This window comes from Streptomyces sp. NPDC097617 (genome assembly GCF_044761485.1).
Taxonomy (GTDB): Bacteria; Actinomycetota; Actinomycetes; order Streptomycetales; family Streptomycetaceae; genus Streptomyces.
In genome coordinates this window covers 18,322-32,910 of the sequence record NZ_JBIWCL010000016.1, presented here as the reverse complement: position 1 = coordinate 32,910, position 14,589 = coordinate 18,322, and the positions used below count along the sequence as shown (strand labels likewise).

At 70.4% G+C, this 14,589-nt stretch carries 6 protein-coding genes and 3 pseudogenes; 1 reads left to right on the top strand and 8 read right to left on the bottom strand.

Annotation, left to right across the window (positions count from 1 at the left end):
* Positions 1-6 precede the first annotated feature (6 nt).
* The 3 genes and pseudogenes from ACIQZO_RS24240 to ACIQZO_RS24230 all read right to left on the bottom strand — a co-directional run.
* Complete coding sequence (locus ACIQZO_RS24240) at positions 7-1,170, bottom strand: hypothetical protein (RefSeq protein ID WP_403629515.1); 1,164 nt, start codon at positions 1,168-1,170, stop codon at positions 7-9.
* A 3-nt stretch (positions 1,171-1,173) separates the two neighbouring features.
* A complete protein-coding gene (locus tag ACIQZO_RS24235; protein WP_403629512.1) occupies positions 1,174-2,286 on the bottom strand; it encodes an ImmA/IrrE family metallo-endopeptidase in 1,113 nt (370 codons plus the stop codon).
* 259 nt (positions 2,287-2,545) lie between these two features.
* Positions 2,546-2,791, bottom strand: a pseudogene (locus ACIQZO_RS24230) (thioredoxin family protein); the annotation flags it as partial.
* Between ACIQZO_RS24230 and ACIQZO_RS24225 the strand changes: the two are divergent.
* Positions 2,792-3,612 (top strand): annotated as a pseudogene (locus ACIQZO_RS24225) (MFS transporter); the annotation flags it as partial. It abuts the pseudogene before it with no gap.
* A 172-nt stretch (positions 3,613-3,784) separates the two neighbouring features.
* Here the strand turns inward: ACIQZO_RS24225 and ACIQZO_RS24220 are convergent.
* From ACIQZO_RS24220 to ACIQZO_RS24200, 5 genes and pseudogenes are all read right to left on the bottom strand, one after another.
* Positions 3,785-4,030 (bottom strand): annotated as a pseudogene (locus ACIQZO_RS24220) (DNA-binding protein); the annotation flags it as partial.
* 88 nt (positions 4,031-4,118) lie between these two features.
* Complete coding sequence (locus tag ACIQZO_RS24215; RefSeq protein WP_403629509.1) at positions 4,119-6,275, bottom strand: DEAD/DEAH box helicase; 2,157 nt, start codon at positions 6,273-6,275, stop codon at positions 4,119-4,121.
* Positions 6,272-7,648, bottom strand: coding sequence for a BREX system ATP-binding protein BrxD (gene brxD / locus ACIQZO_RS24210; protein WP_403629506.1), 1,377 nt, complete (start codon positions 7,646-7,648; stop codon positions 6,272-6,274). Before brxD ends, ACIQZO_RS24215 begins: the two co-directional genes overlap by 4 nt.
* Positions 7,645-10,521, bottom strand: coding sequence for a BREX-2 system phosphatase PglZ (pglZ, locus tag ACIQZO_RS24205; protein ID WP_403629504.1), 2,877 nt, complete (start codon positions 10,519-10,521; stop codon positions 7,645-7,647). Before pglZ ends, brxD begins: the two co-directional genes overlap by 4 nt.
* The gene (locus tag ACIQZO_RS24200; RefSeq protein ID WP_403629501.1) at positions 10,518-14,474 is read right to left on the bottom strand and encodes a hypothetical protein; all 3,957 of its coding nucleotides are present in this window, start codon (positions 14,472-14,474) and stop codon (positions 10,518-10,520) included. The genes pglZ and ACIQZO_RS24200 overlap by 4 nt, the downstream gene beginning before the upstream one ends.
* Between the last annotated feature and the right edge of the window lie 115 nt (positions 14,475-14,589).

Sequence of the window (14,589 nt, the reverse complement as noted above, 5' to 3'; positions counted from 1 at the left end):
GGCTTGCTAGGGGGCGATGGGAAGCGTCGCCCACGCTTTGAGCGGCGCGGGCTCCTGGAATCCGGACCTGGGGCTGGCGCCCAGGCCGATGCGCTGGTTCTCCAACGCGTAGCGGTCGATCGCGGCCGCGCACTTGTCGCGCCACCATGTCTTGCGCGGAGTGCCTGGCTGGTAGCCGGCCATTTCGGTGACCCAGTTGCTCCACGTGAGGACGGTGTGGTTGTCGGCCTCGCGCCGGGTTTCGCCGTCAGGCAGGCAGAAGCGATCGAGGCCACGCCCGTCGCACTCCTCGCAGGAGCAGGTTGCGGGATCATCGTTGCCGTACAGTCTGGCGAGGGACGCAGCGCCCTTGAAGCACATGAGCTCCGGCATCAACACGTGCGGGTATATGGGGCCCCCAGGTGGTTTGCCGATCTGAGCCTTCTCGCTGGGTGGGATCGCGTGACGGAGTGAACTCTGCACGCCGATGCCCGCGCAGAACGCTCCGTGTGCTATGGCGTCGAGCGCTGCGAGATCCGTGCGCAGAAGCGCCGTGTGTTCGACGCTGGCCAGCAGGCTGCGCAGGTTGGCCGGTATGTCCTTGGTCTGCTTCAGCGGGTCGAACTGGCGGAAGAGAATGAGGGCTTTTGGGTGCCGGATCTTCGTGCAGACCGCTATGAGTTGACCGATGTTCTCGCGGTTCAGCCACGTGACGTCGACGGGGAGCGTCACGATGGTGTCGGCGCGTTCGATCTTGTTGGCCTCGCGCATCACGGCCTTGAGCGTCTTGGAGTCCGCCGGCGGAATGTAGCCGGTCGGAGTCAGCGCAGCGCTCGCGCCTCGGACCTTCTGGAAGGCCAGTGAGGTGTCTACCGAGGCAAAGAGTTCATCGGTGGGCACCATGAACGGCTCGTCTGCCGTCGCGACGTAGCTTGTGTAGGGGGCGCTGTCGATCAGGAGCGTGCCTTCGTAACCCGCCGTGGTGCGAAGGTGGAAGGCCCGCTCGTTGGCTTTCGCCCCGGTCATCACCACGCCGCTGAAATCGTCGTCCAGCGCGGGGCGCGGCCGCGGAAGGTTGAGGGCGTTTTCATGGAGCAGTACCCGGTCCTGCAGAAGGGGCACGGCGGCAACGGTGTGGTCAAGCGTCTTCAAGGCGGGCGGACGCCGCCTCGGGGAGGGGGTGTTGCTCATGAATCACCTCGCAGATGAGTCCGGCACATCCTTGTGTCCGGACGGAGAAGAAGCGCACAAGTAGATCTCGTGGAACTCCTCCCGACCCAGGCCCGCCAGGTGGGCGGTCTCGGTCGGACTGAGGTGGAGCTGCTCCTCAAGCCGGGTGACGGCTTGAGCGAGATGACGCGGGGTTTCGCGCCGGATAGTGGTCGGCTCGTTGGTGCGATAGCCCAGTGCGGACAACTCGACCATGAGCGTGCGGTACTGCCATTCGCTGACAACGCCCAGGTCCATGGCTCGTCTGATGAGAGCTGCCATCGACACCCCCCACCGGGCCTTGAGGTCCAGCAGGCGGGACACGTCGATGCCTGGCTTCAGTTCGGGCAGGACGGCATCGTGGGGCATGAGAAATTCGGCGGCGAACCGATTGGCCTGATCTTCTTGCACGCGTCCTTCGCCGGGTTCGCCGTGCATCACCAGGTGCCCCAGTTCGTGCGCGAGACTGAAGCGGGAGCGGTCAGCGGGAGCGGTGGAGTTGAGGAGCACCAGCGGTGCCTTGTCCGTAGGCCACTGGCTTACCGCGTCGAGCGCGGGAGTGCAGAGGTCGCGGACTACGACCAGTGCGCCGGCGCCTTCGAGTAGGGCGACCATGTCATCGACGGGGCCTGCGGGGACGCTCCATTCCTCGCGGACCGTCTCCGCCGCGTCGGCCGGGGTGTCGAAATCGTTGACCTCGATACGCCGGAACTGGATACGGGGGTGGAAGTCTGCTGCCTGGGTCAGGGATTCCACCTGGAGGCGGGTAAGCGCCAACGTCGCATGGATCCGACGCAGGGCAGGCGCCCCCATGGAGGCGCGCTTACGGTGATGGATCAGCCCTACGCCTGTCCCGGCCGTATCGGAAGTGCTGCACAGCAGGTCGGCGGTGTAGTGGAGTGCGTCGGCGAACAGTTGCACGCGCTCACCCCTGACGGGGATCCGGCCGGCTTCGGCTCGGCTCACGTACCCCTGGGTGATACGAGTGCCTTCAAGACGTGACAACTCGCCAGCGAGGTCGGACTGCGTCCAGCCACGCGAGTCGCGGGCCAGCGTGAGCATGGTGGGGTCCGCCACCAAGCTGCTCCGGTCGCGCACGGTCCACCTCCAGCCCTGGCGAAGTCAACTCCCCAGAGAGTACACGTGTTTATGCCCAAAAATATTCCGCACTTGATCCATAGGTTGTCGTGGTTCCAGATATACCAGGGCCCACTGACAGTCCAGCCCTGCCCCGAGGCGGTCTCTCATGTCGCCGGGTAGTAGGCGTCGGAGAGCAAGAAGCCCCGGTCCCGCCATGGAGCTTGGCGAGGCCGGGGTCTGGTGAAGCTGCCGCGAAGGGCGTTGGCGCGGTGTGCTGTCAGCGAGAGATGAAGTCGCGCAGTTCGCGCTGGAGGGCTGCCTTGGGCTTGGCGCCGACGATGGTCTTGGTGACCCGGCCGCCGACGAAGACATTCATCGTCGGGATGGACATGACTCCGTACGCAGCGGCCGTCTCCGGGTTCTCGTCGATGTTGAGCTTGACGATCTCGATCTGGTCGCCATGTTCTGCGGCGATGGCTTCCAGCGACGGGGCCAGCTGGCGGCAGGGGCCGCACCAGGCCGCACCCTCGCCGGCGGACTCGCCTCCACGGTCTTCGCACCCTGACCGTGGTTCTTGCCGAGCACTTGAGCTGGCGCACCACATACGCGCTCCTCGCCCTGATCCTCGCCGTAGTCACCATCCCCGCGCACGCCCTGGCACTCCGCGCGCCCTGGCCGCCCGCACCGCCCTCACCGCCAGCGCCACCCGTCATCGACCGCACCCCGGTCACTCGCAATCGCCCCTTTCTCCTCCTGGCCGCGGCCTTCACTCTGTCCAGCTTCGCCATGTACGCCGTCGTCGTGGGTCTCATCCCACTCCTCACGGAACGCGGCGCGAACCCGACAACCGCCGCCTGGGCACTCGGACTCGGCGGCGCCGGCCAGACCCTCGGCCGCACCTTGTACACGGGCCTCTCAGCCCGAACGTCCGTCACGACCCGCACGGTCACCCTCATCACCCTCGGCGGTATGACCACGGCGGCTCTCGCCCTCATCCCGGGCCCCATGCCCCTGCTGGTCGCCCTTGCGATCGTCACCGGAATCGTCCGAGGCAACCTCACCCTCCTCCAGGCCACTGCCGTCACCGACCGCTGGGGCACCACCCACTACGGCCGCCTCTCAGGACTCCTCGGCGCACCAGCCCGCATCGTGGCGGCGCTGGCCCCCTGGGCCGGAGCCGCACTCGCCGCCCCACTCGGCGGCTACCCCCACCTTTTCGCGACCCTTGCCGCTCTCTCCGTCGTGGCCGCATGTCTCGCCCTAGTGGCATCGAGGGAGAGCCACACCCGGTCGCTGCCCAGGTCGGCTCCGAGCGGCAAACCAGCGTCAGGGTCGCGCCCGTAGGGCACATGGCGGAGGTCGCAAAGTCGGATCTGCAAGGCTGTGACCTGAGGCGGCCTCGGTGGGGTGGAGTTGGAGCTGAGGGAAGGCGTCCTCCTAGGCGGCGCGCACACCGCGGCCGGCGGCCGTGGCGCACTGCCTCCTCAGCCTTGCGCAGTGGTCGCCTGGAGGCCTCCGTCAGATCTCTTTCCGGTTCGGAGGTGAGGACGGTGGTGGGGCTGGGGGCGGCGAGTGTGGCGTCGAAGCGGCGTGCCGGGCGAGGGGGTCGGCGACAGGTTCCGCGACCAGCCGGGAGAGGATCCACATCAGGGCGGGGCGGTTGATCCGGGGGGTGGATGACCTCGACGAGGGTGGCTGCGGAGGTGATGACCCGGAGGTTGTCGCCGAGCAAACTGGCCTGTCCGGCGGTTGTCCCGCGCATCAGGCTGCGTGCGGCGCATGCTCATGGCCCCGCCGTTCCGTCCTGGCCCGACCTCGGCATCGCCGTTGCCGGCGGCGTCCGTGACGGGTCAGGCGTGCCATTCCAGTCGTACGGGCTCACGGGCCGCGGCAAGGGCACCGTCGAGGTCGGCGAGGCGTTCGGCGAGGGTCGTGGTGGCGATACGGGATGGGAGGGCTGCCGAGAACTTTAGGCCGCGGACGGCCCGTGGGTCGACGGTGGGCAGTGTGAGGGAGTCGGGGAGTTCGGCGCGGGCGGCTTTCCAGTCGGCGGGGGAGAGGTCTTGGCGGAGCCGGACGTGGGTGTCGGTGGGGCGCTGCACGGGGTCGGCGAGGTTGCCGAGGGAGGCGGCGAGGGTGGCGTTGGCGCGGTAGCCGGCCCAGGTCCACCACCGGGCGGCGTCCGCGTCGCGGACCAGGAGGGAGCCCGCAGGGTGAACTTCCCGGGTTGCGCGGTCCGTTCTGAGTTCAGCGAGGATCACGGTGGCGCGGCGGGTGAGGCGGACGTCGGGGTCGGTACCGAGGAGGACGTCACGCATGGAGCGGGTGAGCGCGTACGACAGGCCACGGGTTTCGTTGCCTTGCCATTTGGCGACGCCGCCGTCCTCGACGGGTTCGACGAAGGCGCGGCGCCGGGCCCAGTCGATGAACGTGATCTGCCAGCTGCGGCCGGCCAGGAGGAGCCTGCGTGGCCCCTGTCGTTCCTCGGTGAGGACAGCGGGGTCGGTGGTGCCGATCTCGGTACGTCCGGCGAGCACGGTGAACTCGGGAGGCGCGGTAAAGGAAGCGGTCAGTTCCATGAAGTGCCGACGCCCGAAGTGCTTCTCGGCTTCGGGGCCGATGAACAGCATGCCGCCGTCGTTGTCGAGGAAACCTTCGGAGACGAGGTGCGAGAGGAGTGGCGCGGCGGAGCGGTCGAAGGGGGCTAGGCCGTTCCACTGCCTGGGCCACAGCCGATCACCGATGCGGTGCTCCTGCAAGGTGACGGCGAGGAGTTGCTGGGCGACGAGGTGGCGGGGAGAGGGCGGCGGAGTGACGGCCTCCACCCAGCCGCGGGACCACAGGGTGAGCAGGCCGGCGGCCTGGAGCAGGCTGCTGGGCCGGGTGGCGAGGAAGAGGCAGTTGCGAGCGGTGCCGCTGCGGCGTCCGGTGCGGCCGATGCGCTGCAGGAACGAGGCGACGCTGCCGGGGGAGTCGATCTGGACGACTCGGTCGAGGTCGCCGACATCGATGCCGAGTTCCAGGGTGGAGGTGGACACGATGACGCAGTCGCGCGCCTCGGCGAACGCCTGCTCGGAGCGTGCGCGTTCGTCGGTGGAGAGGGAGGCGTGGGACAGGAAGACGGTGACCTCGCGGGCGCGCAGAGCCGCGCCGAGCTCCTCCACCTGCTTGCGGGAGTCGCAGAAGACCAGCCGCTTCTCGCCGCGGTGCAGGGCGGAGATCACCTTGGCGGCGTTGGCCAGCGAGCCGACGTAGTCGAGTTCGACGTCTCCGTCGGGGCGGGGGAGACCACCGGAACCAGAGGTATTGTCACCTGCGGGGAGGGTGACACCCGGGGCGATGACCCGGCCCGACCGGCCGGTGGGGCTCGCGCCCTGGAGCCAGGTGAGCAGGGCGTCGGGGTTACCGACGGTGGCGGAGAGGCCGATGCGCTGGATGCGGTGGCCGGTCAGCCGTTCCAGGCGTTCGAGTACGGCGAGCAGGTGCCAGCCGCGGTCGTCCCCGGCGAAGGCGTGCACCTCGTCGACGACGACGGCGCGCACCCGGCCCAGTGTGTGCGTGTGGTCGGTCTTGACGCTGATGAGCATCGCTTCGAGGGACTCGGGTGTGGTGAGCAGGAAGTCCGGGGAATCGGTACGGATACGGCGGCGTACGGACTCGGGGGTGTCCCCGTGCCACAGGGCGGCTCGGCGTCCCACCCACTGGGCGTACCCGTCGATCCGGGGCGCCAGGTTGTTCAGGAGTGCCTTGAGCGGGCAGAGGTACAGCACGCCTGTGCCCGTCCAGCTTTGCTGGTTCATCCGCGTCAGCAAGGGGAACACCGCGGCCTCGGTCTTGCCTCCGGCGGTGGGGGCGAGCAGGAGGGCGTCCTCACCGGCGAGCAGCGGTGTGACGGCTTCCGCCTGCAGCGGGCGGAGCCCGCGCCAGCCGAGGGTGTTGACGATGTGGTGTCCGAGGATCGGGTCGAGCAGGTCGAAGACGTCGGCCGGGTCCGGGGGGACCGTCATGACGACTTCGATTCCGTACTCGGCTCGGAAGCGGTGTCCACGAATGGTTCCAGTTCCAGCTCGATGTCGTCGGCGCCGGCTGCGTTGCGTTCCGTGGGAGTGAGTTCGGCGCTGTCCAGGGTGAGGGCGTAGTGCTTGCGAGGGTCGAAGTCGTCGAACTCGTCGATCCGGTCCAGCACGTCGGCGACGAGTTTGCGCAGGTACAGACGTGGTGCGATGCCGACCTTGCCACCGAGCGATCCGGTGAGCGAGCGGGCCAGCTCTTCCAGGTAGGTGTCGTCGGCGTAGGTGGCGAGACGGTCGGGCCGGCGGGCGTCGGCCGCGTAGATCTCGCGGACCTTGCGGCCCAGTTCGCCGAGCGAGGCCAGGTCGAATCCGGGCAGGCGAAGCTGCACGGCCCGCGGGGAGTCGAAGCGGGGGTCGGTGGTGAAGTCGGTGGCCAGGCGCTGGGCCAGCGGGGGGAGGCGCTGGACGCCCTGCGGCCCGTCGTAGAAGGCGGGGGTACCGGTGATGACGAGGAACAGCCCGGGGAACCGGCCGCTGTCGATCTCGTCGAGGAGCTGGCGCAGTGCGTTGAGGGACTTCTCCCGTACGTCGCCCCGCACCCGCTGCAGAGTCTCCACCTCGTCGAGGACGAGCAGTAGGCCCGGATGCCCGCAGTCGCGCAGGACGGTCAGCAGCCCCTGGAGGAATCCCAGGGCGCCGAAGTGGTCGAGGTCGCCGCGGATTCCGGCGGAGCGTTTGGCGGCGGCGGCCACGGATTTCTGTCCGCCGAGCCAGGCGATGAGTGCTTCGGCCTGCGGCCCGTCGCCCGAGGCCACGGCCCGGTGGTAGCCGCGCAGTGCGGCGGAGAAGGCCGGGGTGGTGCGGGCGACGGCGGCGAGCCGGAGTTCCAGGAGCTCGTCCACCGCGGCTGCGAGGCCGCCCTCGTCGTCGTCCTCGATCTCACCGGACGCGAGGGCTTCCTCCTCCAGGGCGTACAGCCATGAGTCGATCACCGCCCGCAGCGCGGAGGGCTGGTGGGTGGCCGTGGTGAGGCGTTCGGTGAGCTTGCGGTAGACGGTCTCCAGGCGGTGCAGGGGGGTCTCGGTCTCGGAGATCTGCACCTCGCTGACGGCGAGCCCGCGCCGCTTGGCGTTCTCGGCGAGCCAGCGGGCGAAGAAGGTCTTGCCCGAGCCGTACTCGCCGCGCAGGGCGTGGAAGGCGGAGCCGCCGCGGGTGACCGTGTTCAGGTTGTCGTCGAGTGCCGCCTCGAAGCGGGTCAGGCCGACGGCGAACAGGCCGAGTCCCGCTTGGGGCACGGTGCCGCGCCTCAGTGCGTCGAGGACGTCCTGGCGCCGCGCGGTGCTGATGTCGGGGGTCGGCCGGGTCATGCGGGGCCGCCTTCCAGGAACTGCTCCTGGAGCAGGGCCTTGTCGAGCTGGACGGTGCGGCCGGACTCGATGAGCCGGAGCACGGGATAGCCGTCGATGTTGAGCAGCCGCTCCAGGACGGTGGCGAAGCGCTCCGGGTTGCGCTGAGACTTGCCGGTGGCGGCCTGGGCGGCTGCGGCGACCGCACCCGGCGAGAGCTTTCCGCCGGCTGTGACCAGTGCGTCGAGGACGGCCGCGACGGCTTTCTCACCGGGAGCCAGACGTACGAACTCCTTCTGCGCCTTGTACGGGAGGCTGCGCACGACGTGCTCGCCCAGGCTCGTCCGGGGGAGCGGGCGGGGAGCGGCGTCCACGTCGACGGCCCGGAGTGCGACCGGAACAGGGGATCCGGCGGCAGCCGTGGCGGGAACCCGCTCGGCCTTCTGTCGTCCGGCGGCCTTCGGTACGCTGTCGGTCTTCTCAAGTCCTGGGTCCGGGGTCCTCGCCAAGACGGCGGCATCCGTGGTTCGGGTGTGCCACGGCGCGGGACCTGCCCCCGAGGAGGAGTTCCACCATCCGGGTTCGGTCGCCTCGGAGGGCAGTAGGACCCATCCCGACGGCACGACTCCTTCGGCCGGAACCAGGGTGATGACGGGGACGGTGACCTCGGCGAGTGAGGCACCGCCGTGGTAGCCCGCCTGCCGTGCGGTGTAGCGGACGTCGTCGCGCCAGGCCAGAGTCGCGTGGCCGCTGTCGGTCCGGACGCGCGGCCCGCTCAGCGACACCTCCCCGTCTTGGGGGGTGCCGGTACGCCAGCGGGTTCCCTTGACGCCGGTGACCTGGAGGGGCAGGTTCCCGCGGTCGGTACGGTCGATGACATGTCCGTGGTCGGAGACCAGGAGGACGGGGCGACCGTGGTCGCGGGCCGCGTTCAGCAGGTCGGGCAGTTTGCCGATGTCGCGCAGTCCCCAGCGTCCACTGGTGCCCTCCCGGCCGCTGGACAGCGCGTCGTCGATGGTGTTGACCACGACCGCGACCACCTCGTCCGAGGCGAGCGCCTCGACGAACTCGGGGGCGAGGCGGTGCCCGGCCGCGCCTTCGAAGCTGCCCTTGTGGAAGAGCCGGCCCTCCCGGTGGCGCTTGCGCCAGAAGGCGGCGAACCCCGAGCGCTCCGCGTCCTGCCCGCCTTCGGAGGCCCGCCCGCACAGCAGGGAGGCCCGGCTGACCCGGGTGATGGAGGGCAGCATCGAGACCGCCGCCTGCCGGGCGGGGAGGGCACCCCTGCCGGGGGAGGGGACGATTTCGGTCCATACCCGCCGGTCCAGCTCGCCAGCGAGCCGGACGGCGACATCCGCGCTCATTCCGTCGAGTACGACGATCAGCGGACGGCCGCCGTCGCGGGCCAGCGGGGCCGCGGCCCGGGCCAGCACGTCCTCGATGAGCAGGGCGCCCCCGTCGGCCTGCTGGGCCGCGTTCTCGGTCCAGCGGGCGAGCAGCGCGGTGAACGCCTCGTCGATGGCGGACCGGCGCTCCCGTACGGCTCTTATGAGCCGCCGGTAGGCCTCGCCGATGACCGGGTCGGGTGATTCGTCGCCCTCGGCGAGGATGCCGACGGCCAGGTCGACCCAGCCGGTGTCGGTGAGATGTTCCTGTACGGCCTGGCCGACGTGGGAGAGGGCGGGCATTGGCACGGCGAGTCGGCGCAGCAGGCGGACCGCGGTGTGTGCGGTCTCGGTCGAGTGGCCGTACACGGCGGCCAGTTGGTGCGCGGCGAGGTCGTTCAGTGCTGATTCGGCGTCTCCGGCCGCATCGCCGCTCCCGGCGTGCGCACCCTCGGTGAGGGCGGTGGCCAGGGCGCGCAGCCGGCCGCGGTAGCCGGAGGGCAGCAGGCGGTCCGAGGTGATCAGGGTGTCGAGCCGGGCTCCGGCGGCCAGTCGGTCGGCGCGTTCGAGGACGCCGAGGAGCCGGTGCCGGGCCTGGTCTGCCTGGGCCCCGCCGCCTTCCGCTTGCGCGGTCCAGCGGGTGAGGACCCCGGTGGCTGCTTCCGCGAAGGGCTTCAGCCGGTCGAAGGCGGTGAGCGCGCTGCCGAAGAGCGAGCCGAGGGCGAAGACAGCGGCTTCGGACCGGGACGAGGCGAGGGCGGCGGAGGCCAGTGCGCCGAGCGGCAGGGCGTCGGCGCCCCGTCCTTCGGCGGCCAGGGTGAGGAGGATGGGGGCCGCTTCTCCGGCAGCCCGGCCGAGCCATTCGCCGAGACCGCGCCGCTCGTCCTCGGACAGCGCGGCGAATCGTGCGGGGCCCGAGGCGCCGCGGGTCCAGGAGAAGAGGGTGTCGGCGTCCAGGTCCAGAGTGTCGGCTTCGGTGTCGCCGAGGCCGAGCCGGGCCGCGAGCAGGGCGCGTACGGCCCGGTCGCGAGTGAGGACGCCACTGGCGCGGGGCCAGCCGTCGAGGGGTTCGGCCGCCAGGAGGGCGTCGAGCAGCCAGTGCTCGCCGAGCATCCGGGGGTCGAGGTCGGCCGCCCCGAAGATCTGGGCGACGATCTCGGTCCGGTTCACAGGCAGCGGCCGCCGGTGCGGCGCGTGGGCGCGCAGGTCCCAGCCGAGCTGGTCGGGCGGGACGGTACCGGTGACGACGAGGACACTGTCGTCACCGGTGCCGTCCTCAGCCTGCGCGAGGTGGCGGTTCCAGGCGTCGGCGATGCCGAGCGTGGAGTCCTGGTCGGTGACGAGGACCCGGCGGTGCCCGGTCCCGACCCGCACGGTGAACTCCGTGTCCTTGTCCGCGCTGTCCCAGACGGCGTCGACCAGGACGAGCCGGCAGCCGGGAGCGCGGGCGAGCTCGGTCTCCAGGAGTACCTCGACGGCCCGGCGGCCGGCGACGGGACGGGTGGTGCTCATCCCTGTTCGCCCTCCCCCGTCTGTACGGTGCCGTCGCCGACAACCTGCCAGACGATCCGCACCGCCGCGTCCGGGTGCGCGGCACGGTAGGCCTCGATCTCCTCCCGTACGGCGGTCAGCTTCCGGGGGAGCTCAGCGGCTCCGGAGGGGCCGGCGTCCACGACGTGCGGGGCGGCCGGAAGACGGTCTTCCGGCCTGCTGTCGTCACCGGAGCGCTCGTCGGCCGGCGGGATGCGGAGCTGCTGGGAGGGGCCGGGGTCGGGCAGCTTCGAGGGTACCGGCGGGATGCCGTGCTGGGACAGGGTGACCTGCTCGGCGTCCACCGGCGGCTGCGGGCCGGGGGCGGGGGCGGGCGGTTCCAGTTGAAGGGCCGCGTCCATCAGCGCGTGGGCGCTCTCTCGGACCTCCTTGAGCACGGGAATCAGGGACCGCTCCAGCTCCGTGGCCCGGGCGGCCTCCCTGATCCGGTCCAGGAACCGCTGGGCCCGGTCGCCAACGGTGTCGTCCCGCGCGCTGAGCTTGCGCACGCGTTCGAGGAGCGCCCAGTCGGTGCCGTCCAGGGCCTCGGCGAGCTCCGCGGCGCTGTCCATGGTGTGTGAGAGATCGCGGTCCGGTGTCTCGTACGACAGAGCGGCCAGTTCGCGGACGAGGGCGGTGGGGTCGTCGCCGTGCCGGACGAGCCGGGCGAGGAGCGCGGCGGCCGTGTGCAGGCTCTCGGTGCGCGGGGCCTGCTCCGGTGCGTCGAGACCGAGGAGCACGGCGTGGCGCTTGAGGACGGACCGGACGTCGCCCACACTCTTCTCGTGTGCGGTCGCCTTCGCGTGGACGCCGGCGGCCAGCTCGTGGACGTTGCGGGCGAACAGGGCGGGCTTGGCGGGGACGCCGAACAGCCGTCCGGCACGGGTCCGGGCCGCCGCGTACTCCTCCTCGCCGGGCATCTCCTTGGCGCGCAGCGACCACCCGGGGCCGATCTCGTTCAGCGGGGGGGCCGCCTCGACGGCTCCGTACTTCTCCCAGGTGCGGTTGTCGAGCAGGGCGTAGACGGCGATCAGCAGGCTGGTGATCTGCTTGTCGAGGCCGCGGTACCCCAGTCCCTTGTCCTCGGCGGGACGGGTGATCCAGCGGCGGATGTCCTCGGCGCTCAGCTCGGCGGCGTCCTTCTGGCCGTTGAGGGAGGCCACCTGGTTGATGCGGGTCCACCACTCCCGCTTCAGGATCAGCGGCCCCTCGTGGACGGTGCCGAGGCCCAGGGGCTCCACGACCCGCCTGACGGCCCGCAGGTCCTTGGAGTCGACCTCGATACGGGTGTCGCTCTCGCCGAGCGCGAGGGTGATCCACTTCAAGGCGGTGTTCAGCTCGTTCTGACTGACGGCCTTGGGTACGGAGCCGGCGCCGGGACCGAAGTCGGGGTGCTTGTCGTACATCGCCGAGAACAGGCCGTCGGCGAGTTGCGTCACCGCCTGCGGGAACTGCCTGCTCCCCGGGGGCTGCGGGCGCGGGTGCTCGGGCTGCAGGGACAGGAGGTGCCGGCCGTCGGTCACCTCCGCGCCGACGGTTCCCTCCTTGGCCTGAGTGAGGCCGTAGACCTCGCTCAGCGCGCCGGCCAGGGTCTCGGTGAGCGTCTCCCGGGCCCGCTCCAGCTGGTTGCGGGCCTTGGTCCGCTCCTCGGGCAGGAAGTTGCGTGTGTACTCGGAGAGCCGGTCGCGCTCGAGCAGGAAGTTGATCCGCATCAGCCGCCCCAGCTGGGCCTTGCGCTGCTCGGAGAGGTAGTCGCTCAGCCAGACCAGGACGGGGGCGTGGTGACCGCCGTTGATCAGCCCCTGGACCCGGTGGTAGGCGTCGTCGGGGGAGCGGCGGTGACTCTCGTCGAAGGGGTAGTCGAAGATGATCCTGATGCGGCCCGGCTCGGAGACAGTGAACTGTTCGTCGGTGATGCTGACGGGGGAGTGGACCGACCCGAAGAAGAACTCCACGGTGCGTTCGGAACCACGCCAGATGATCTTCTTGGTGTCGAGGAGCTGCTCCTCACCGTTGCCCAGTCCCAGTCCGAGTTCCTGCCGCATCCGCTCCCGTGCCCAGCTCTGGCGGACCCCCGTCTTGTCCTCGCGGACCACGGAATTCAGGATCGGCTCGACATCGAGGTCGGACAGGTGGATGGAGAAGACGGGATCGTCCCCGCCCTCGGCGCGCAGCTCGGCGGGGAACTCCAGCTGCAGGGCCTTCATCCGCTCCCGCACCCGCTCACCGACAGGGACGGTCCGGGATCGGACCGAGCCGTGGTTGAGCGCGGCGAGCCGGGTGCCGGTCAGTCGTCGCAGCGCGGGCACGTCGGGGGCGAGCGCGGCGAGCAGCAGGGTCTTGACGAAGCGCTCGTCGGCCCGGAAGTCGATGTGGTCCGCGGTGCCGTACTTCTCCAGGAGGTGTGCCCGGGCCTTGGCGTGGAACCGCGTCGCGGACTCCGATTCCTGGCTCAGCTTGTCGGTGAAGGCGGTGCCGGTGTCGTGGATCAGTACGTCCCACAGGTCGCCGAGCGGGATTAGGTTGCCGAGCTCGGTGTCGGCGTTGAGCTCCATGAGCTGCTGCACCAGCTTCAGGCCCGAGCGCTCGCGCTGGAGCGCGCCGGACAGGGCGACCAGCACGTTGAGCAGGGCCGGGGAGAGCGGGTACACCGACCGAAAGTCCTCCCAGCGCGAGCCGGTGGCGCCGTCCCCGTCGAGAAGCACGTCCTTCACGATCTGGCTGGTCCGGTCGATCCCGGCGAACGCGGCGTCGAGGACCGCCTCCTGGCCGGGGCGCGGCCTGAGGACCCGCTCCTTGATGATCTCCGGGAGGTTGCGGTCCTCCAGGTTGATCACCTCGAAGCGTTCCTCGAGGTACTGCAGAGCCTGGTTGAGGTTCTCCACGTCGGAGCCGAGGACGTCCTTGCCGACGAGCTGGGAGAGGTCACGCTGCCGGGAGACGAAGGAGATAATCGGCACCGGCCGGTCGGGGTTGGTGGTCTCGATCAGCTTGACGGTCTTCTGGATCTGCTCGTTGATGAAGGTGCGGTCGGACATCTTGGCCTGCAGCCACAGCACCAGCTCGTCCAGGAACAGCACCACACCCTGGTAGCCGAGACCTTTGGCGTGCTTGCTGATCTCGCTCAGCCCGTCGTCCAGCGGGACGTACGCCCCCTCCTCGCCGCCGGTGCTGCCCGCGTACGACTTCATGGGACCGTCGAACAGCGCGGTGACCAGCTGGTCGCGGCCCGGGTCGCCGGCGGGGGCGTCGAGCGCTGCGTCGAGTGCGGCGGCCGTCCAGCCCTGGGCGGGGGCGGCGCCGATCGGCCGCAGCTCGGGGGCGTCGTCCCCGTCGGCCGGGGCGGCGGGCGGCACGGGGGCCTTCTGCGACCTGGGCGCGGGGAGCAGTCGGAGGAACGCCTCGTCGCCGATGGAAGCACGCAGGTTTCGGGCGTCGGCGAGCAGGGAGTCGGCCCGGAAGACCAGGGGGGTGGCCTCGTCGGGGTGAAGCTTGCGCACGGCGTCGGCATAGCCGCCGAGCAGCGCCCCTTCCAGGCTGGGGTAGCCGACCAGGTGGAACGGCACCATCAGGAATTTCTTGTCCCGCAGCCAGTCCTGGTGCCCGGTCACCACATCGCCGAGGCGCTCCTTGGTCTGGGCGGCCGGGTCTCCGTTGAGCACGGCGTGCAGCACCGTGAGGAAGTGACTCTTACCGGCGCCGAAGGATCCGTGCAGGTAGGCGGCGTACGAGGTGTTCTTCCGCAGGGCGTCGCGGACCAGCCGCAACGCCTTGTCGAACTCCTTCGCCAGCTGGGGAGTGACCACGTACTCCGCGATGGAACCGGCCGACTTCCCGGAGAAGCCCTGCGACAGCTCGATCTTGAAGTCGCCGGCGTGGGCGTCCTCCTTGATGTCGAGAACGTCCCTCAGTACGGTCCCGTTGCCCCTGGCCATCAGCAGTTCCAGCTCCCCACAGCGTCCTCGCCCCGCACTGCCGCACCACCACGGCCGGGCGTCCCTTCCATCCTGCCAGCTCAGCCGGGTGGAGGAGCCCGGATCGGGGCGACGG

Excerpts from the sequence above, each read along its gene's own strand:
- ACIQZO_RS24240 (WP_403629515.1), bottom strand. The coding sequence starts at position 1,170 with ATGAGCAACACCCCCTCCCCGAGGCGGCGTCCGCCCGCCTTGAAGACG.
- pglZ (WP_403629504.1), bottom strand. The coding sequence starts at position 10,521 with ATGAGCACCACCCGTCCCGTCGCCGGCCGCCGGGCCGTCGAGGTACTC.
- ACIQZO_RS24200 (WP_403629501.1), bottom strand. The coding sequence starts at position 14,474 with ATGGCCAGGGGCAACGGGACCGTACTGAGGGACGTTCTCGACATCAAG.
- ACIQZO_RS24215 (WP_403629509.1), bottom strand. The coding sequence starts at position 6,275 with ATGACGGTCCCCCCGGACCCGGCCGACGTCTTCGACCTGCTCGACCCG.
- brxD (WP_403629506.1), bottom strand. The coding sequence starts at position 7,648 with ATGACCCGGCCGACCCCCGACATCAGCACCGCGCGGCGCCAGGACGTC.